Here is an 18,778-nt window from a genome sequence, read left to right on the forward strand (position 1 = left end):
ACATGTCAGAACAAAACAACACCGAAATGACTTTCCAGATCCAACGTATTTATACCAAGGATATTTCTTTCGAAGCGCCGAACGCGCCGCACGTTTTCCAGAAAGATTGGCAACCAGAAGTTAAACTTGATCTGGATACGGCATCTACTCAACTGGCAGATGACGTTTACGAAGTGGTACTGCGTGTTACCGTAACGGCCTCCCTGGGCGAAGAAACCGCGTTCCTGTGTGAAGTTCAGCAGGGCGGTATTTTCTCCATCGCGGGTATCGAAGGCACCCAGATGGCACATTGCCTGGGCGCATACTGCCCGAACATTCTGTTCCCGTATGCTCGTGAGTGCATCACCAGCATGGTATCCCGCGGTACATTCCCGCAACTGAACCTTGCGCCGGTTAACTTCGATGCGCTGTTCATGAACTATTTGCAGCAGCAGGCTGGCGAAGGTACTGAAGAACATCAGGATGCCTGATGAACCAACGTAATGCTTCAATGACTGTGATCGGTGCCGGCTCGTACGGCACCGCTCTTGCCATCACCCTGGCAAGAAATGGCCACGAGGTTGTCCTCTGGGGCCATGACCCTGAACATATCGCAACGCTTGAACGCGACCGCTGTAACGCCGCGTTTCTCCCCGATGTGCCTTTTCCCGATACGCTCCATCTTGAAAGCGATCTCGCCACTGCGCTGGCAGCCAGCCGTAATATTCTCGTCGTCGTACCCAGCCATGTCTTTGGTGAAGTGCTGCGCCAGATTAAACCGCTGATGCGTCCTGATGCGCGTCTGGTGTGGGCGACCAAAGGGCTGGAAGCAGAAACCGGACGTCTGTTACAGGACGTGGCGCGTGAGGCCTTAGGCGATCAAATTCCGCTGGCGGTTATCTCTGGCCCAACGTTTGCGAAAGAACTGGCGGCAGGTTTACCGACGGCCATTTCGCTGGCCTCGACGGACCAGACCTTTGCCGATGACCTCCAGCAATTGCTGCACTGTGGCAAAAGTTTCCGCGTTTACAGCAACCCGGATTTCATCGGTGTGCAGCTTGGCGGTGCGGTGAAAAACGTCATTGCCATTGGCGCGGGGATGTCCGACGGTATCGGTTTTGGCGCGAATGCGCGTACGGCGCTGATCACCCGTGGGCTGGCTGAGATGTCGCGTCTTGGCGCGGCGCTGGGTGCCGATCCTGCCACCTTTATGGGCATGGCGGGGCTGGGCGATCTGGTGCTGACCTGTACCGACAACCAGTCGCGTAACCGCCGTTTTGGCATGATGCTCGGTCAGGGCATGGATGTACAAAGCGCGCAGGAGAAAATTGGTCAAGTGGTGGAAGGCTACCGCAATACGAAAGAAGTCCGCGAACTGGCGCATCGCTTCGGCGTTGAAATGCCAATAACCGAGGAAATTTATCAAGTATTATATTGCGGAAAAAACGCGCGCGAGGCAGCATTGACTTTATTAGGTCGTGCACGCAAGGACGAGCGCAGTAGCCACTAAACCCAGGGAACCTTTGTTACCGCTATGACCCGGCTCGCGCAGAACGAGCCGGTCATTATCTCATCGTGTGGAGTAAGCAATGTCGTGTGAAGAACTGGAAATTGTCTGGAACAATATTAAAGCGGAAGCCAGAACGCTGGCGGACTGTGAGCCAATGCTGGCCAGTTTTTACCACGCAACGCTACTCAAGCATGAAAACCTTGGCAGTGCATTGAGCTACATGCTGGCGAACAAGCTGTCATCGCCAATTATGCCTGCTATTGCTATCCGTGAAGTGGTGGAAGAAGCCTACGCCGCCGACCCGGAAATGATTGCTTCTGCGGCCTGTGATATTCAGGCAGTGCGTACCCGCGACCCGGCAGTCGATAAATACTCAACCCCATTGTTATATCTGAAAGGTTTTCATGCCTTGCAGGCCTATCGCATCGGTCACTGGCTGTGGAATCAGGGCCGTCGCGCACTGGCTATTTTTCTGCAAAACCAGGTCTCTGTGACGTTCCAGGTTGATATACACCCGGCAGCAAAAATTGGTCGCGGTATCATGCTCGACCACGCGACGGGCATCGTTGTGGGTGAAACGGCGGTGATTGAAAACGACGTGTCGATTCTGCAATCCGTTACCCTTGGCGGTACGGGTAAATCTGGCGGAGACCGTCACCCGAAAATTCGTGAAGGCGTGATGATTGGCGCAGGCGCGAAAATTCTCGGTAATATTGAAGTTGGGCGCGGCGCGAAGATTGGCGCAGGTTCCGTGGTGCTGCAACCGGTGCCGCCGCACACTACTGCCGCTGGCGTTCCGGCACGCATTGTCGGCAAGCCGGATAGCGATAAACCGTCAATGGATATGGATCAGCATTTCAACGGCATTAACCATACGTTTGAGTATGGTGATGGGATCTGACATTCTGTGATCGTGCCGGATGCGGCGTGAACGCCTTATCCGGCCTACCGCATCTTAATCTCTCAACACCGCTCCCGGATACCCCAGCTGGCGCCAGGCTTCATACACCACCACCGACACCGCATTGGACAGGTTCATGCTGCGGCTGTCCGGCACCATTGGAATACGAATTTTTTGTTCAGCGGGCAGGGCATCAAGAATGCTCGCTGGCAGGCCGCGCGTTTCCGGGCCAAACATTAGATAGTCGCCATCCTGATAGCTTACGGCGCTGTGAGCAGGCGTACCTTTCGTGGTGAGGGCAAACAGGCGCTGGGGATTTTCTGCTTCGAGAAACGCGCGATAGTCATGATGACGCGTAACGGCGGTAAACTCGTGATAGTCCAGCCCCGCGCGGCGCAGGCGCTTATCGTCCCAGGCAAATCCCATCGGTTCGATGATATGCAGACGAAAGCCGGTATTAGCGCAAAGACGGATGATGTTGCCAGTATTTGGCGGAATTTCTGGTTCGTAAAGTACGATGTTTAGCATACTGCCCCCTTAGTGCGGGGGCAGGATAGCAGATATTCGTCTAACCCTTAAGCTGCATTCCCTTTCGCCATCGGAGCCAATGCCGCCGGCAACTCTTTACCCAGCACCTGCACCAGCGAATCTTGCGTAATTTCGCTAATCGATTTCGCGCCAGTCAGCGTCATCGCCACTTTCATCTCTTTTTCGATCAGATTTAGCAGATTAGCTACACCCGCCTGGCCCGCTGTTGCCAGCGCATACAGGAAAGCGCGGCCCAGCAGTACGGTATCAGCACCGAGCGCGATCATACGCACAACGTCCAGCCCGTTACGAATCCCGCTATCTGCCAGAATGGCGATATCACCTTTCACGGCATCTGCAATAGCAGGCAGGGCACGCGCAGAAGAGAGCACGCCGTCCAACTGACGACCGCCGTGGTTAGAAACCACAATTCCGTCAGCGCCAAAGCGTACTGCATCCCGCGCATCTTCCGGATCAAGTATCCCTTTGATTACCATCGGGCCATCCCAGAAGTCGCGGATCCACTCAAGGTCTTTCCATGAGATGGACGGATCGAAGTTATTGGCCAGCCAACCGATGTAATCTTCCAGTCCGGTCGGTTTGCCGAGGTAAGCCGAGATATTACCTAAATCATGCGGACGACCGTTCAGGCCCACATCCCACGCCCATTGCGGATGCGTCACCGCCTGTAAATAGCGGCGCATTGCCGCGTTCGGGCCGCTCATCCCAGAATGCGCATCACGATAACGCGCTCCCGGTGTTGGCATATCCACGGTGAAAACCAGTGTCGAACAACCCGCTGCTTTTGCTCGCTCCAGTGCGTTACGCATAAAGCCGCGATCGCGCAGCACATAAAGCTGGAACCACATCGGACGTTTGATAGCTGGAGCGACTTCTTCAATCGGGCAAACGGAAACCGTCGAGAGAGTAAACGGAATGCCATGCGCATCCGCGGCTTTGGCAGCCTGAACTTCGCCGCGTCGCGCATACATGCCACACAAACCTACCGGACCTAGCGCCACCGGCATCGACAGTTTCTCATTAAACAGCGTCGTTTCCAGGCTTAAGTCAGACATGTTTTTCAGAATACGCTGGCGCAGCGCCACTTCTGACAAATCTTCCACGTTGCGGCGCAGCGTGTATTCAGAATATGCCCCCCCATCCATATAGTGGAACAGGAACGGCGGCAGAATGCGTTGCGCTGCGGCGCGATAATCGCTGGCTGCGGAAATAATCATGCGTTTTTCTCCCTCGAATGCTCATTATGGTCACCAGGCAGGCGGGTAATGCGTGCATGGCGAGCCTGATCTTCATCGAATCGTTTCATGGTGGTGTGAACAAAGCTAAGGTGCGCCATCATTGCTTTACGCGCCCCGTCAGCATCACCGGCAAAAATGGCGTCAATGACCGCCTGATGTTGTTCGGTCAGCTGTGAAAAAACTGGGGGTACCAGGTACATCCGCTGGCGGCTATGCTTCACAGAGGATTGCAGGACATCGAAGAAACCGCGCATGGTTTGCAGCAGCACGATGTTATGTGAGGCTTCGGCAATCGCCAGATGAAAACGAACGTCCGCTTGTGAGGCGAGATCCGGGTCTTCGCTGAGCGTTGCTTCAAAACAAAGCTGAATCTTTTCTTTTTCGCCAGGCGTGGCACGCATTGCTGCATGCCATGCGGTGCTGGCTTCAATGGCGTAGCGGGCTTCCAGAATATCGAAACTGTAATCCGGATCATCGGCCATCAGCGTTTTCAGCGGCTGGACGATGTTTTGCTCCGACCATGTGTCATGACGCCAGCGAATAAACGTCCCGCCGCCACGTCGACTGAGCAGCACACCTTCGCTTACCAGTTTCGCCAGCGCCTCGCGCAGTGAATTTCTCGACACGCCGAGTTGCATCGCCAGTTGACGTTCAGCGGGCAACTTCATGCCCGCTTCCAGGTTTTTTTCATCAATCAGCGCCCGCACACGATCGGCAACCTCGTCTGACAGGCGTCTGGGTAAAACAATCATTAAGGAATCATCCACGTTAAGACATAGGCCTGAAGCGTGGTGATCACGCCCACCATACAGGTGAAGATCAGGCTGTGTTTGACAGTAAAGCGGAACAAATCAGACTCTTTGCCCACCAGACCTACCGCCGCACAGGCGATAGCGATAGATTGCGGAGAGATCATTTTGCCGGTGACACCACCGGTGGTGTTGGCAGCAACCAGCAACAGGTCAGAAACGCCAATTTGTTGTGCGGCGGTAGCCTGCAAAGCGGCAAACAAAGCATTAGATGACGTATCCGACCCGGTCAGGAATACCCCAAGCCAGCCGAGGAACGGCGAGAAGAAGGTGAATGCATGACCGGTGTGCGCCAGTGCCAGCGCCAGTGTTGATGACAGTCCTGAATAGTTCGAGATAAAGGCGAACGCCAGCACCATGCCGATGGAGTAGATAGGCAGAGCCAGTTCTTTCAGCGTGCTGCCGAAGGTGCTGATAGCGTCAGATGGTTTCATCTTCAGCCAGACAATCGAGAGCAGGGCAGCAAACAGAATGGCGGTACCGGTGGCAGAGAACCAGTCGAACTTAAACACGGCGGCATACGCTGTCGCTTCGCTGACCACTGGCGGCATACGGGCAACCAGTTTATCGAGGTACGGCACCGGAATGTTGATCACCCACTCATACAGCGCACCGCCTGAAGCGAACAGGGCTTTAAACGGCGGGATACTCCACAGCGTTACGGTGGCGGTCAGGAACAGGAACGGTGTCCAGGCGCGCAGCACCTGACCTGCCGTGTAACCGGTGTGAGCCAGCGTCATATCAACCTGTGACGCCCCTAAGTCACCGAAGCGGAATACGCGAACTGGTTGCCAGCGTTTGAGGAACAGTGTCAGACAGAGCAGCGATACCAGCGAAGAGATAATGTCTGGCAGTTCCGGCCCAATAAAGTTAGAGCTGAGGTATTGAGCGATGGCAAATGAGCCGCCCGCAACCACGACCGCAGGCCAGGTTTCTTTGATACCGCGCCAGCCGTCCATAATCGCCATGATCCAGAACAGCACGATAATGGTCATAAACGGCAGCTGACGCCCCACCATCTGACCAATCTCAAAGCTGTCGATGCCTGTTACCTGCCCGGCGACCAGAATCGGAATACCCATCGCACCAAATGCCACTGGCGCGGTGTTAACAATCAGGCACAGCCCGGCGGCGTACAGCGGTTTAAAGCCCAGGCCGACCAGCAATGCGGCGGTAATTGCTACCGGTGCGCCAAAGCCTGCGGCTCCTTCAAGGAAAGCGCCGAAACAGAAACCGACGATCAGCATTTGCAGGCGCTGGTCAGGGGTTATCGAAAGAATAGACGAGCGAATGATGTCAAACTGCCCGGTTTTCACCGAGATCTTATAGACGAACACCGCTGCAATAATGATCCACGCGATGGGCCACAACCCGTAGAAGAAGCCATAAACCACCGAGGCCAGCGCGTTAGCGACCGGCATTTTATAGAACAGCAAAGCCACGGCAAGGGCGATTGCCACCGTCCATGAGGCGGCGACGTATCCTTTCAGTTTGAGCTTAATCAGCGCAAAGAAGAAAAACAGGATGGGAAGCGATGCTATCAGGCTGGAAAGCCAGATATTCCCGGCGGGATCATAGTTTTGTTGCCAGAGATTCATTGCAGGTCTCCTGCAGTCCACCCACATCGTGTAATGAGTCTGTTGCTCATCTCCTTGTCACACGCTGTGTAAAAGTGGCACTGCCAATTGTGTTGTGTAGGGATAATGACAATAAATAGTTAACTAAATGTTATGCATTGGCAACATTGATGTGAGTTTTAATTGGGGAATTGTGAACCAGAGGTCAGATAAGCGAAGAATTGGTAGGGCCAATTCTGGGAGAGAGGTAATGAAGAAAAGGGCAATTCCCATCAGAGAATTGCCCTCAGATTGTTGATCTGGTGCGCCTTATCTTGCCGGATGCGGCGTGAACGCCTTATCCGGCCTACAGGGTAGTGCTGAATCACCCCGTAGGCCTGATAAGCGTAGCGCATCAGGCAATGTGGCGTTTACCCATTCGTTAATGGATCATTACCACTGAATACCGGCACCGAGTGCGGCGGAGTATTCACCCTGGCTATTGGTACTACCTTGTAATTTGTAGACCCAACGACCATTGGCGCTCACCATCGACACACCTAAAGCAACTGCCGATTCACCGTTGTAAGTACCGCCACCAATAGACGCCATGCTGGCACCCGGCGTGTAAGCCTGCGGCAGACCGGTCATTGCCATTGCAGAAGCGATACCACCACTCAGCTTGCTTTCAGTTTTGGACAGTTTGTTATCCATCTCAACCATGCGCTGATCGGTGTATTGCTTCGTTTCCTGCACACTTTGCTTCAACTGCGCATAGTTCACTGCGTCGTTGTTGTTCACGCCAGCAGAAACGTTGCTGATGCGAGTCGTACCGCTATTGCCGCCACCGAGAGTGATGTTGCTGTAGTCGATAGAGCCATCAGCTTTGGTGTCGTAGCGAACGCCGCCTGCTTCAGAAGACTTCAGTTGCGAAACGTTAACCGCATCGGTGGCATTAACACCGGCAGCAACGTTGGTGATACGACGCTGGTTGGTAGAAGAACCCACAGAGATGGTGTTTTCTTCGTCTGCTACGGAACCCGTGCCCAGTGCGACGCTGTTGTCAGCGGCAGCAATGGAACCAGAACCAATCGCAACACTGTCTTTACCCTGCGCGTTGGCATCTGCGCCATCGGTGTTGGTCTTGAAGTACTTAGTGCTACCGGTGGTTACGATATCGCCAATGCCGTTTTCGATATTGGTCACGCGAGTATCCAGATTAGTGACCTGAGTGTTCAGGTTAGTAATGCTCTGGGTATTCTGGGAAACCTGCGCGTCCGTTACTTTCAACTGACCCACGTTAACCGCATCGGTATCCGCCGAACCTGCTGCGACGTTGGTGATCTGACGTTGACCGTCTTCACTGCCGACAGAGAACTCACCCACAGAGTTCTGCGGTGCATCCATGTTGTAGGCAGTGTAGTTGGTCTGTGCACCACGGGTAGTCTGAGAACCATTACCCATTGCAATGCTGTCGGCATGATTTGCGCGTGCGTTAGAACCGATAGCAATACCGTTGATCGCATCAGCCAGAACTAAAGTGTTCAGGCCGATACCAATACCCGCATTACCATTAACGATGGTTTTCGCGCCCATTGCCAGCGAGTCTTCACCGACTGCCAGTGAGTCTTCAGCCGTTGAGTTGGCGTGATAGTATTTGGTTGGTGTGGTTGCGACTGCACCAATGGCGTTCTGCAACTGGCGAACCGTAACAGCGTCATGGGCTTCAGAACCATCCGCGACGTTGATGATTTGACGATATTTACCATCATCACCAATTGACAACGCACCAAGCAGTTCGCCATCCGTGGTGTCATAACCAATCACAACACCTTCTTCCTATACGCGGGTGTTACGAGAACCTTTAACAATCACGCGGCTGGAGACTGATTCGCTACCCAGCGCAATACTCGTCTCAACTTTGCTGTAGCTGTTCTGACCGATGGCCACGCTGCTATCGCCTTCGGCAACAGAGTTATAACCCACAGCGGTAGAGCCAATACCTGCTGCGCTGGCATCTGTGAAGGTTAAACCGGTGTCATTGGTACGCACATAGTTAATACCTGCACCGTTATCTGCGATGTAGTTTTTACTGGTGTCACCGGCAAGCTGATTGATGATTTCGCTGTTCTGCTGGATCATCATGTTGGTTGCATTCAACTGAGAACCGTTGATAGCGTCGGTGCTATCTTCACCAATGTTACCATCAGCAACGTTTGTGATAATGCTGGCCTTGCCGTCATGACTGGCGCTGTAAGCACCTGCGCCGTTATTGGCTGTTGCATCCCACAGCAGAGCGTTATTATCGAGCGCATCCAGGGCTTCACCGACGTTGTTGTAATCGGTATTTGCAATGGTGTAAGTCGGTGCAGTGATAGTTCCGTCAGCGTTGACTTCTGCATCACCACCCAGCGCATCAGCGATGTACTTATTGGTGCTATAGAGCTGTGAGCCATTAATGGCATCGCTGCTGGTGGCAGAGACTGCACCGTTAGCGACGTTAGTGATTACACTGGCAGTTTTATCTTTCCCGTGAGCGGCGCTAAATGCACCGTTACCGCCATTGGCTGTTGTATCCCACAGCAGAGCATCATCCAGCGTGGTATCGATCGCTTCCAGCGCGTCACCGACGTTGTTGTAACTGCCGCCAGCGATGGCATAAGTCGGTGTAGTGATACTGCCGTCAGTGTTCACCACAGCATTCCCGCCCAGAGCATCGGCAATGTAGTCACTAACACCATAAAGTTGTGAACCGTTAATGGCGTCGCTGCTGGTGGACGAGACTGCACCGTTTGCAACATCAGTGATTACACTGGGAGCATTATTAATGCCGTGTTTGGCGCTGAATTTGCCTGCGGTTGCATCCCAAAGTAGGGCGTCGCCGAGTGATGTGCTAAATGATGTGTTAATGGCTGCCAGAGCATCACCGACGTTAGTGTAGTCAGTACCACCAATAGTGTAGGTTGGCCCACTTAATACACCCGTATCGCTGATATCAGCACCACCACCAAGATATGACGTAAATGAATCCGCTACGCCATAAAGTTGTGAGCCATTAATGGCATCAGTGCTGTTAGAAGATATCTTGCCAGCCAGTAAGTTGGTGATCTTGCTGGTAGCTTCGGTACCGTGCGCGGCGCTGAATGCGCCAGCCGCTTTGTTCCACAGCAGAGAGTCGTCCTTAAGGTCGCCAACGGAATCCGTCAGGTTGGTGATGTTGGTGGTGTTAGTGGCGATGTTGGTGGTGTTGGTCGACACGTTATCGTTGGTGGTTTTGAGCTGGGAGCCGTTAACGGCGTCAGTGCTGCCAGCTGTCAGGTCACCGGCTTTGACATTGGTGATCTTGCTGGTGGCGTCAGTGCCGTGAGCGGCGCTGAATGCGCCAGCTGTTTTGTTCCACAGCAGGGAGTCGTCACCGAGACCGTTAACAGCGTCAGTCAGGTTGGTGATGTTGGTGGTGTTAGTGGCGATGTTGGTGGTGTTGGTCGACACGTTATCGTTGGTGGTTTTGAGCTGAGAGCCGTTAACGGCGTCAGTGCTGCCAGCTGTCAGGTCACCGGCTTTGACATTGGTGATCTTGCTGGTGGCGTCAGTGCCGTGCGCGGCGCTGAATGCGCCAGCTGTTTTGTTCCACAGCAGGGAGTCGTCACCGAGACTGTCAACAGCGTCAGTCAGGTTGGTGATGTTGGTGGTGTTGGTCGTCACGTTATCGTTGGTGGTTTTGAGCTGGGAGCCGTTAACGGCGTCAGTGCTGCCAGCTGTCAGGTCACCGGCTTTGACATTGGTGATCTTGCTGGTGGCGTCAGTGCCGTGAGCGGCGCTGAATGCGCCAGCTGTTTTGTTCCACAGCAGGGAGTCGTCACCGAGACCGTTAACAGCGTCAGTCAGGTTGGTGATGTTGGTGGTGTTAGTGGCGATGTTGGTGGTGTTGGTCGTCACGTTGTCGTTGGTGGTTTTGAGCTGAGAGCCGTTAACGGCGTCAGTGCTGCTGGCAGTCAGGTTGCCAGCGGTGACGTTAGTGATTTTGCTGGTGGCTTCGGTGCCGTGCGCGGCACTGAATGCTGTGCCGTTCCACAACAGAGCATCCTGCTGCAGGTCATACAACTGAGAGCCGTTAACCGCATCTTTACTGGCTGCTGAAATCGTACCGTTCGCCACATCAGTGATTACGCTGGTCGTTGAGCTACCATGAACGGCGCTGTATTTGCCTTTGATTTGGTCCCATTGCAGGGTGTTTTCATCAAGTACAGTGAGCGCACTGCCAACGTTATTTTTGTTACCATTTTTTAAATTGTAGGTTGGTGCGTTAACTGTACCGTCGTCAGGGTTTACCGATGAGCCTCCTCCAAGCCTTTTGGCTATTGAGTCGCTGATGGCATAAAGCTGTGAGCCATTAATGGCGTCGTGGCTGTCAGCCTTGATCGCGCCATTTTTTACATTAACGATCTTGCGTTGTAATGAGCTACTGCCGACAGAAACGGAATTGTCTTGATCCGCAATGGAATCTGCACCTAGCGCGACAGAGTTAATACCATTGGCATTGGTATTACTACCAAGCGCAAGACTATTATCGCCAGTGACAACACTGGTCTTGCCCAGGGCAATCGAGTTTAAGCCGCTCGACAGGCTAGCATTACCCAGAGCGATAGCATCAGTGCCATTAGCCTTGTTGCCCTGACCAATAGCAATTGCGTTATCTGCCAGAGACTGGCTGCCATTACCCAACGCGATAGTATTGACTTTATCGGCAATGCTCCCGGAGCCCATCGCGATGCTATTCACCCCTTTTGCATGCGCGTTATTGCCAATAGCCGTCGCATTTTCAGCAGCTTCGCTCTCTGCACCCATAGCAATGGCGTTTGCTGCGCTGGCTACGGATAGTCTACCTAAGGCAAGGCTGTCTACGCCTGCCGCAGCACTGTTGCGGCCTACGGCAATCGCGTTAGCCGCAGATGCGGCGCTACTTACTCCCAGCGCCATAGAATATTCTTTCGAGGCATTGGCAGTGTCACCAAGAGCAATGCTCATAATTTCAGTAGCTTTAGCTGCATTTCCTAGCGCAATAGCTTTCGCGCCCGCCGCATTACTGTTACTCCCCACTGCAGTGGCGTTCAAACCAGCTGCATTGGATCTGTCCCCTTGCGCGAGCGAAAACATACCACCCGAACTTGCATATCGTCCAAGCGCTATTGAATACTCACCGAGTGAGCTTGATGATGCACCCATAGCAATACTTCGTTGACCGGTTGAAACGGCATTAACACCGAAGGCCATTGAAGAATCACCAAGTGCACTGGTAAGTGCACCAATAGCGGAACTCCAGACTCCCTGGGCGTTAGATTTATAACCGACCGCAGTACTGGCACCATTACTATCTGTATAGGCGGTTGCCTTTGCGCTTTCACCAATAGCAACCCAGCCTGTGCCTGTTCCAATACCCTGACCGTCGTCATTCCCGGCGTTTGCCCATACGCTAAAAGAAGACAGCAACCCACCCGCAACCAGTGCAGAAATTAACAGCTTACTGCGCCCGCTTTTTTTACCACGACTTTTTGCTGTTTCACTGGCAACGGTGTAACTGCCTGTCGCCGGATTCCAGATAACTTTAAATATTTTGTTCATTATTGATGCTCTCTATTCCTTGATATAAGCGCAGAAGCTGCATTTATTTTTTGTTTTTCCGCTGTGGAGATTCAGCAGGTTGAAGACGGTCGAACTGAATATTTGCCATGTTGATGGCTAATTTCAGATATTTGAGGTTGTTGGGCGAGACACCTTTTAGCGTCAAATTAATGTCTTGCCATTGACCTGGTAATAATTTCAGGGAGGAGTTCATTGAGGTACTAAATAGCAATTGCTGCCATTTTGCTAATGCGTTGATGTCGGTGGGTTTTTCTCCCCCCCATGTCGCGTAGAAACCCATATTTGATACAGGAACACTTAATAAGTTAACCAGTGAAATACGAATAACGCTGCCGTTTTCTACTGCGTCAATAGACAGTATTTTCCCTGCCAAACCAACAGAACCGTTATTTAAAATGAAGTATTGGGTTTGTGCCGGGTTAAATTCTGTAAAGACAAATTCGTCCTGTTTGTCTTTAACTGCCTTCACCACGCCAGCGAGCGTTTTGGTACTGTTTATGATGGTAATTTGTTGTTTTTCAAAGTGTTCTATCTTGCGCTTGTCGAGTTCTTGTTGTTTTTCAAGCGCCTCAATTTTGCTTTTTTGTAACTCTTGCTGTGTAACGAGATCGTCGACCTTACTCGCTTTTTCAATATAGTCACACCCTACCAATAAGCAAAGTTGCAATATCATTAACACGCTTAACAGTGTTTTCTTTAGGTTCATAGGATGAATTCCTTTTCATAATCCCGATACAGTTGATAATTACGGCACAATCATTTTTTTTATGAATGATTGGAGTGGGGCATATCCGCAAAATAAATTTGTTAGAGAGTTTTTGTATTAATTGGTTGTGCGAATATTTTATTAAATGTCAAACGATTTCAGTTTGTAGCCAATAATATTAATCGCGCGGATTTTAATGATCGGTGTCAATCGATGTCAAATGTTTCACCGGATAAAGGCACAGGGCGGGGAAAGATAAATATTCAGTTGAGTGATGTTTTATTGTGGAATTTGCGAAGCTGATTGAAAAATTTAAATAATTAATTATGTTTCAAGCATTGATATGCGGAAATTCATTGTTAATATTGATACATCGTTCTTTAATTTGTACCTGATTTTCAGAATTTAGCCTGGCATGTGCGCTAAAAAGAATAGAGGAGATTGAATATATAATGTTAAGAACGTTATAAATATTCGATCTCTGAAACAGGCTCCTGCATGTGCCAGCAGGAGCGAGTAAATGGTGAGAGGCTGTGATTACAGCGACGAGAAAGGAACTTAAAACGCAGTCTTTGAGAACCCTGTCATCTCTTGCAGGCCCATTTCGCGGCCCAGCGCGGTCATTGGGTGCACAACCACCAGTCCGCGAACACTTTTTTTCAGTTTGCCCATATCAGCCTGCTCTTTTTTGGTGATTGCACGCTGGAACGGCATCTTCATCAGTTTCTGCGCTTCTTTGCTGAGTTTCTGGCTGTGAACTTCGCGCAGGCGAGCAATTTCTGCTTCCAGCGTGGCTTTCTCTTTTTCCAGTTCGACATATTTGTCTGCGGCTTCAACCAGCGATAGATCGGCCTGCTGGTGACGGATGGCGTCCAGACGATCGCTGAGACGTTTGATTTCGTTTTTTTCGACTTCTTTCATGTGATGACTTCTGATAGAGATAAATTTATAGCCTCTAGTATGCGCGACCAGGTGCTTTGTTCACAACTGATGGCATTGTAATAGTTCCAGATTGTAACCATTTATGCGTTAAAAAATCACCCAATACATTGATTAGTTAAGAAATTTAAAGAAAAAAGATAGTCAACAGAAGCAGGTGATTATTGAGGATTGAGCACGTTTTCCTTAATGTCATTTATACCGGGATCTAAACTAAAATTGGCGGCCGCGCATTCCCGGCGCGGGGTAATACGGAGATATCATCATGGGCAAATTAGGTGAAAACGTTCCGCTTCTTATCGATAAAGCCGTAGATTTCATGGCATCCAGCCAGGCGTTCCGGGAGTATCTGAAAAAACTACCTCCCCGTAACGCGATTCCGTCCGGAATACCTGATGAAAGCGTGCCGTTATATCTACAACGTCTGGAGTATTATCGTCAGCTTTATCGTCCGAAACAGGTAGAGGAGAAGTAAGCGAAAGTACTTACTTTTGAAAGGCTTTTTTTAAGCTGATTTTGGAAATCAGCTCTGTCAGTGAAAGGACCATTGTTGATCGCACAGCCTGTTGGTAACGCTGAATTTGCATTGCATACAAACTGGAGTCTGCAGGTTCAAACTGTGGCGGCGGTGGTAACGCCGCCACGCAATGCAGTTCACCAAAGGGTCCAAGTATTTCGTCGTCGGTAAAAGCGTACTCGTTGCCGTCGTGATTTAGCTCTTCACGCAATGCCATCAGCAGTTCCGCATCTTCGTATTCCTGGCGGTTAATGACGCCCAACCCGTAAATGAGTTTTAAACGCACAGAAAGATCGCCCAGCGGACCATCGCCGTCGAGTAACGGTTCTACAGCATACTTCACCGCGTAATCGTCTTTGCGGAATACCTGAAGCACCAGAAGATTTACCGCCTCGGTCAAAAGCTCGACGGCGGTGATCAGAAAGCTTCGCACGGTTTTGCCAGCATTCAGACGCTCAAGCACACGGTTTTCAAAGGCCTGGGTTTGTTCCATTGTTGCCTGCATATCTGACAATCTGTTATTCGGGCGCAGGGTATCCTGCGCCTGGTCCACCATTATTGCATTGCTTTATAAGCGGTTACCGCCTCGGATACAACCTCGCTGTTGGCATCAAGACCGGAAATCTGTGCCAGCGCGGCTTGTGGGCCTTTGTCGGCAATCAGCGCTGCCAGTTCCTGAGCCTGCGGGTCATCTTCACTGCGGAAGTGCATTGCAGCGGCAATACCTTCAATCAGGTTTTTATGTGGCAGACCATATTCCAGGGTTCCAAGCAGTGGCTTGATCAGACGGTCGCCAGCACTCAGTTTACGCAGCGGCTGACGGCCTACGCGTTCTACATCATCTTTCAGGTACGGGTTCTCGAAACGACCGAGGATTTTCTGGATGTATGCCGCATGTTTGTCAGCATCAAAGCCGTAGCGCTTGATCAGTACCGCGCCGCTTTCTTCCATTGCCCCTTTTACCACCGCGCGGATTTTCTCGTCGAGAATTGCGTCACGAATGGTCTGATGACCGGCCAGTTTTCCGAGGTACGCGGTTATAGCATGACCTGTATTCAGGGTGAAGAGTTTACGTTCGACAAATGCCATCAGATTGTCGGTTAATTCCATGCCAGGGATGTTTGGCAGCGTGCCTTTGAACTGCGTTTTATCGACAATCCATTCGCTGAAGGTTTCTACCGTCACTTCCAGCGGATCGTTAGTTGCCGAAGCCGAAGGCGGTACGATGCGGTCAACGGCGGAATCAACAAAGCCAACGTGTTCTTCTACCCACGCTTTGGCATCTTCCGGCAGGGCGTTCATCACATGGCCTTTCAGCTGCGTGGTGCCGCGGACCATGTTTTCACAGGCGATGATGTTCAGTGGGGATTCATTACCTTGTTCTTTACGTTTCACCAGCCCTTTGGCGATGGCCGGAGCAATACGTTCCAGCACGACAGGGCCAACGGCGGTAGTGACTAAATCGACCTGAGCAATCAGATCAACGACATCATCGCCAATGCTGCTGACGGCATCGACGCCAGAAACGGTATCCACCTGCTCGGTTTCGCCGACCACATGAACCTGATAGCTATGACGGGCATTCAGGGCATCAAGTACCACCTGATTTACATCGGCAAACGTCAGTTGGATACCCGCGTCCGCCAGCAGTTTACCGATAAAGCCACGACCGATATTACCTGCGCCAAAATGTAATGCTTTCATAGTATTAACCTTCATCAATGTTTTTACCCGAGAGGGCTGGGGTGAGGCTTTTCCCTCACCCAAACCCTCTCCGTGAGGAGAGGGGCTTTTTGCCGGATGCGGCGTAAACGCCTTATCCGGCCTACGTGTTTGGCACCGACCTGTAGGCCTGATAAGACGCGTCAGCGTCGCATCAGGCATTGTGTACCGACTGCCGGATGCGGCGTAAACACCTTATCCGACCGACAAAACAAATTGTGCTTTATGTTGTAGGCCTGATAAGCGAAGCGCATCAGGCAATTAGCCCCACCTTCTTCATGCGGAGAGGGTGGGAATGGATTACTTACGACCTGCCAGCAGTTCCAGCACTTCATCCACACTGGTGGTGTGCGCCAGACGCTCGATAACGGACTCATCATCCAGTGCGTTGGTCAGGCTGGTGATCACCTGAATGTGCTCGTTGTTACGGGCAGCAATACCAATCACCAGACGGGCAATGTCATCTTCTTCTTCACCGAAGCGCACGCCTTCCGGATACTGGCAGAACACCACACCCGTTTTCAGCACGCGATCTTTTGCTTCAACCGTACCGTGTGGCACCGCGATAGACTCACCCAGATAAGTCGGGGTCAGTTTTTCACGATCCAACATCGCCTGAACGTATTCCGGCTCAACGTAACCGCCTTTCACCAGCTGCTCGCCAGCAAAACGAATCGCTTCTTCTTTGGTGGCCGCTTTGCGACCGAGGAAGATGTTCTCCGCGCCCAGTTTGAACAGGTTAGCACTGGAATCGTCAAAGCTGTCTTTCAGACTGTCTTTCACTTTCACTTCGTTTTCAGTATGGCGCTGGGCAGCAACCAGACGTTCGGTCAGGCTGGTGTACAGGCCGCTGTCGAGGAAGTTGGTCAGCGAAATATGCTGTGCCTGCGGAACCTGGCGCATAGCGCGTTCGGTCAGGTCACGGTGAGTGATGACCAGGTCCACATCTGGCGGCAGGTTGTTGATCGCGCTGTTAGTGACCGAAATCTGCGACAGACCTGCATCCTGAATTTTCTTACGCAGCACGCCTGCGCCCATCGCACTGGAACCCATACCGGCATCACAGGCAACGATGATTTTACGTACGTGGCTCAGGTCGTTAGTCACATCGCCCGCAGACAGCGGAGATGCGCCTTTAGACTCAGCTTTCATTTCCTGAACGCGACGTGCAGCAGCTTCAATATCATCTTCTTCTTTCACTTTGCTGGTTTTCAGCAGAATGGCAGAGACAACGAAGGAGACTGCCATCGCCGCACACACACCCGCGATGTTAGCGAAGTAAGCACCTTTTGGCGTCATCGCCAGTACAGCAAGGATAGAACCCGGAGATGCCGGAGAAACCAGACCACCGCCCAGGATAGTCAGCGTAAACACGCCAGTCATACCACCGAGGATAACGGCCAGAATCAGACGCGGATTCATCAGCACATACGGGAAGTAGATTTCGTGGATACCGCCCAGGAAGTGGATGATTGCCGCACCGCCCGCAGACTGTTTAGCGCTACCACGACCAAAGAACATGTACGCCAGCAGCACGCCCATACCCGGACCTGGGTTAGCTTCAATCAGGAAGAAGATGGATTTACCCAGTTCATGGGACTGCTGAATACCCAGCGGCGAGAAGATACCGTGGTTAATGGCGTTGTTGAGGAACAGGATTTTCGCCGGTTCAACAAAGATAGACGCCAGCGGCAGCATGTCATGGACAACCATGAAGTTAACGCCCGCCGCCAGCATTTTAGACAGGGCTTCAACAACCGGGCCAATGCCGAGAAATGCCAGAATAGCGAGGATCATCCCGATGATGCCTGCGGAGAAGTTATTCACCAGCATTTCAAAACCGGATTTGATCTTACCGTCTACCCAGCGGTCGAAGTGCTTAATGCACCAGCCGCCCAGCGGACCTGCAATCATAGAGCCGAGGAACATCGGCATGTCTGCGCCGACGATAACGCCCATGGTGGTGATGGCACCGACTACGCCGCCACGTTCGCCGCCTACCAGCTTACCACCGGTATAACCGATCAGCAGCGGCAGGAGATAAGTGATCATCGGCCCGACCAGCTTCGCCAGCGTTTCGTTCGGTAACCACCCTGTTGGAATAAATAACGCGGTGATGATACCCCACGCGATAAACGCGCCGATATTTGGCATCACCATGTTGCTGAGGAAACGACCAAAGCTTTGCACTTTGATCTTAATATCGGATGACATAAAAACACCCCTTCTTATGTTTGCTGTCGCGCAGGCTGGAAGCCCGAGGTTTTTTGTTAATGTGGCGGCAGAGGTAGCCGGACCTTGTAGATACTGCGAAATCTGGCACTGAATCGGTTAACTGTCCAGTCGACGGCTTTTTGTGTGATATGAATCACATAAATATAGGGGGTAGAGAGGTAATTGACGTGATGCTCATCACAAAATGCTTGTGTAAAAAAGCAACAAGGCGGCGATTTTCGCTAAAAATGGCATTTAAATGTGAGTTATGTCACATTTTTATTTTGATGGTTTGTTGAATCTTTGTGATCTGAATCACAAGATATTTTCTTACGGCGTTCACCTGATGTGATCTACAGCATGTTATGCCTTCGTCATGAAATCGTTATGTAACTAAGCAACTCATCACCTCTTAAAATTATTCTTTGGTGTTATGGCGAGAATCGCGAATCCGGATTATTGTCAAAATATCAGCCTGACTCCCTTCTGGCTGCC

The 18,778-nt window shown here is 51.6% G+C and carries 13 protein-coding genes and 1 pseudogene; 4 read left to right on the top strand and 10 right to left on the bottom strand.

Annotated elements, in window-relative coordinates; all coding sequences use genetic code 11:
* The first annotated feature begins 2 nt into the window (after nucleotides 1-2).
* The 3 genes from secB to cysE all read left to right on the top strand — a co-directional run bounded on the left by secB (nucleotide 3) and on the right by cysE (nucleotide 2,390).
* Nucleotides 3-470, top strand: coding sequence for a protein-export chaperone SecB (gene secB, locus ACJHYO_RS12780; protein ID WP_000003382.1), 468 nt, complete (start codon nucleotides 3-5; stop codon nucleotides 468-470).
* Entirely contained in the window at nucleotides 470-1,489 is a 1,020-nt protein-coding gene (gene gpsA / locus ACJHYO_RS12785; protein ID WP_001076194.1) for an NAD(P)H-dependent glycerol-3-phosphate dehydrogenase, read from the top strand. The genes secB and gpsA overlap by 1 nt, the downstream gene beginning before the upstream one ends.
* A gap of 79 nt (nucleotides 1,490-1,568) precedes the next feature.
* Entirely contained in the window at nucleotides 1,569-2,390 is an 822-nt protein-coding gene (gene cysE / locus ACJHYO_RS12790; RefSeq protein ID WP_001277561.1) for a serine O-acetyltransferase, read from the top strand.
* A gap of 54 nt (nucleotides 2,391-2,444) precedes the next feature.
* On the opposite strand, the gene trmL is transcribed toward cysE, so the two are convergent.
* From trmL to ACJHYO_RS12825, 7 genes and pseudogenes are all read right to left on the bottom strand, one after another.
* Nucleotides 2,445-2,918: a tRNA (uridine(34)/cytosine(34)/5-carboxymethylaminomethyluridine(34)-2'-O)-methyltransferase TrmL gene (trmL, locus tag ACJHYO_RS12795; protein ID WP_000932347.1), complete on the bottom strand. Its 474-nt coding sequence runs from the start codon at nucleotides 2,916-2,918 to the stop codon at nucleotides 2,445-2,447.
* A 47-nt stretch (nucleotides 2,919-2,965) separates the two neighbouring features.
* The gene (lldD, locus tag ACJHYO_RS12800) at nucleotides 2,966-4,156 is read right to left on the bottom strand and encodes a quinone-dependent L-lactate dehydrogenase (RefSeq protein WP_000586970.1); all 1,191 of its coding nucleotides are present in this window, start codon (nucleotides 4,154-4,156) and stop codon (nucleotides 2,966-2,968) included.
* Nucleotides 4,153-4,929, bottom strand: a complete 777-nt coding sequence (lldR, locus tag ACJHYO_RS12805; RefSeq protein WP_001304974.1) for a transcriptional regulator LldR — start codon at nucleotides 4,927-4,929, stop codon at nucleotides 4,153-4,155. The genes lldD and lldR overlap by 4 nt, the downstream gene beginning before the upstream one ends.
* Nucleotides 4,929-6,584: an L-lactate permease gene (gene lldP / locus ACJHYO_RS12810; RefSeq protein ID WP_001297977.1), complete on the bottom strand. Its 1,656-nt coding sequence runs from the start codon at nucleotides 6,582-6,584 to the stop codon at nucleotides 4,929-4,931. The genes lldR and lldP overlap by 1 nt, the downstream gene beginning before the upstream one ends.
* Before the next feature lie 411 nt (nucleotides 6,585-6,995).
* Nucleotides 6,996-12,164, bottom strand: a pseudogene (locus ACJHYO_RS12815) (YadA-like family protein).
* Nucleotides 12,165-12,207: 43 nt separating this feature from the next.
* Nucleotides 12,208-12,891 (bottom strand): DUF3251 domain-containing protein, encoded by a 684-nt coding sequence (locus tag ACJHYO_RS12820; RefSeq protein WP_001049691.1) that lies wholly within the window; start codon nucleotides 12,889-12,891, stop codon nucleotides 12,208-12,210.
* 558 nt (nucleotides 12,892-13,449) lie between these two features.
* Nucleotides 13,450-13,812, bottom strand: coding sequence for a YibL family ribosome-associated protein (locus tag ACJHYO_RS12825; protein WP_001564933.1), 363 nt, complete (start codon nucleotides 13,810-13,812; stop codon nucleotides 13,450-13,452).
* Between the two features lie 283 nt (nucleotides 13,813-14,095).
* Between ACJHYO_RS12825 and yibT the strand changes: the two genes are divergently transcribed.
* Nucleotides 14,096-14,305 carry a protein YibT gene (gene yibT, locus ACJHYO_RS12830; protein WP_000517097.1) on the top strand — a complete coding sequence of 70 codons (210 nt, stop codon included), beginning with the start codon at nucleotides 14,096-14,098 and terminating at the stop codon, nucleotides 14,303-14,305.
* A gap of 10 nt (nucleotides 14,306-14,315) precedes the next feature.
* Here the strand turns inward: yibT and mtlR are convergent, their stop codons facing one another.
* The 3 genes from mtlR to mtlA all read right to left on the bottom strand — a co-directional run bounded on the left by mtlR (nucleotide 14,316) and on the right by mtlA (nucleotide 18,283).
* The gene (gene mtlR, locus ACJHYO_RS12835; protein ID WP_000228269.1) at nucleotides 14,316-14,903 is read right to left on the bottom strand and encodes a mannitol operon repressor MtlR; all 588 of its coding nucleotides are present in this window, start codon (nucleotides 14,901-14,903) and stop codon (nucleotides 14,316-14,318) included.
* Complete coding sequence (gene mtlD / locus ACJHYO_RS12840) at nucleotides 14,903-16,051, bottom strand: mannitol-1-phosphate 5-dehydrogenase (protein WP_000645408.1); 1,149 nt, start codon at nucleotides 16,049-16,051, stop codon at nucleotides 14,903-14,905. Before mtlD ends, mtlR begins: the two co-directional genes overlap by 1 nt.
* 318 nt (nucleotides 16,052-16,369) lie before the next feature.
* Nucleotides 16,370-18,283: a PTS mannitol transporter subunit IICBA gene (mtlA, locus tag ACJHYO_RS12845; protein ID WP_000093271.1), complete on the bottom strand. Its 1,914-nt coding sequence runs from the start codon at nucleotides 18,281-18,283 to the stop codon at nucleotides 16,370-16,372.
* Between the last annotated feature and the right edge of the window lie 495 nt (nucleotides 18,284-18,778).

This window comes from Escherichia sp. WS1118 (assembly GCF_046487695.1).
GTDB lineage: Bacteria > Pseudomonadota > Gammaproteobacteria > Enterobacterales > Enterobacteriaceae > Escherichia > Escherichia coli.

Bases quoted from the DNA above. Each gene is read 5' to 3' on its own strand.
- trmL (WP_000932347.1), bottom strand. From the start codon at position 2,918: ATGCTAAACATCGTACTTTACGAACCAGAAATTCCGCCAAATACTGGC.
- gpsA (WP_001076194.1), top strand. From the start codon at position 470: ATGAACCAACGTAATGCTTCAATGACTGTGATCGGTGCCGGCTCGTAC.
- yibT (WP_000517097.1), top strand. From the start codon at position 14,096: ATGGGCAAATTAGGTGAAAACGTTCCGCTTCTTATCGATAAAGCCGTA.
- ACJHYO_RS12820 (WP_001049691.1), bottom strand. From the start codon at position 12,891: ATGAACCTAAAGAAAACACTGTTAAGCGTGTTAATGATATTGCAACTT.
- lldP (WP_001297977.1), bottom strand. From the start codon at position 6,584: ATGAATCTCTGGCAACAAAACTATGATCCCGCCGGGAATATCTGGCTT.
- ACJHYO_RS12825 (WP_001564933.1), bottom strand. From the start codon at position 13,812: ATGAAAGAAGTCGAAAAAAACGAAATCAAACGTCTCAGCGATCGTCTG.
- cysE (WP_001277561.1), top strand. From the start codon at position 1,569: ATGTCGTGTGAAGAACTGGAAATTGTCTGGAACAATATTAAAGCGGAA.
- lldD (WP_000586970.1), bottom strand. From the start codon at position 4,156: ATGATTATTTCCGCAGCCAGCGATTATCGCGCCGCAGCGCAACGCATT.
- mtlD (WP_000645408.1), bottom strand. From the start codon at position 16,051: ATGAAAGCATTACATTTTGGCGCAGGTAATATCGGTCGTGGCTTTATC.
- secB (WP_000003382.1), top strand. From the start codon at position 3: ATGTCAGAACAAAACAACACCGAAATGACTTTCCAGATCCAACGTATT.
- lldR (WP_001304974.1), bottom strand. From the start codon at position 4,929: ATGATTGTTTTACCCAGACGCCTGTCAGACGAGGTTGCCGATCGTGTG.
- mtlR (WP_000228269.1), bottom strand. From the start codon at position 14,903: ATGGTGGACCAGGCGCAGGATACCCTGCGCCCGAATAACAGATTGTCA.
- mtlA (WP_000093271.1), bottom strand. From the start codon at position 18,283: ATGTCATCCGATATTAAGATCAAAGTGCAAAGCTTTGGTCGTTTCCTC.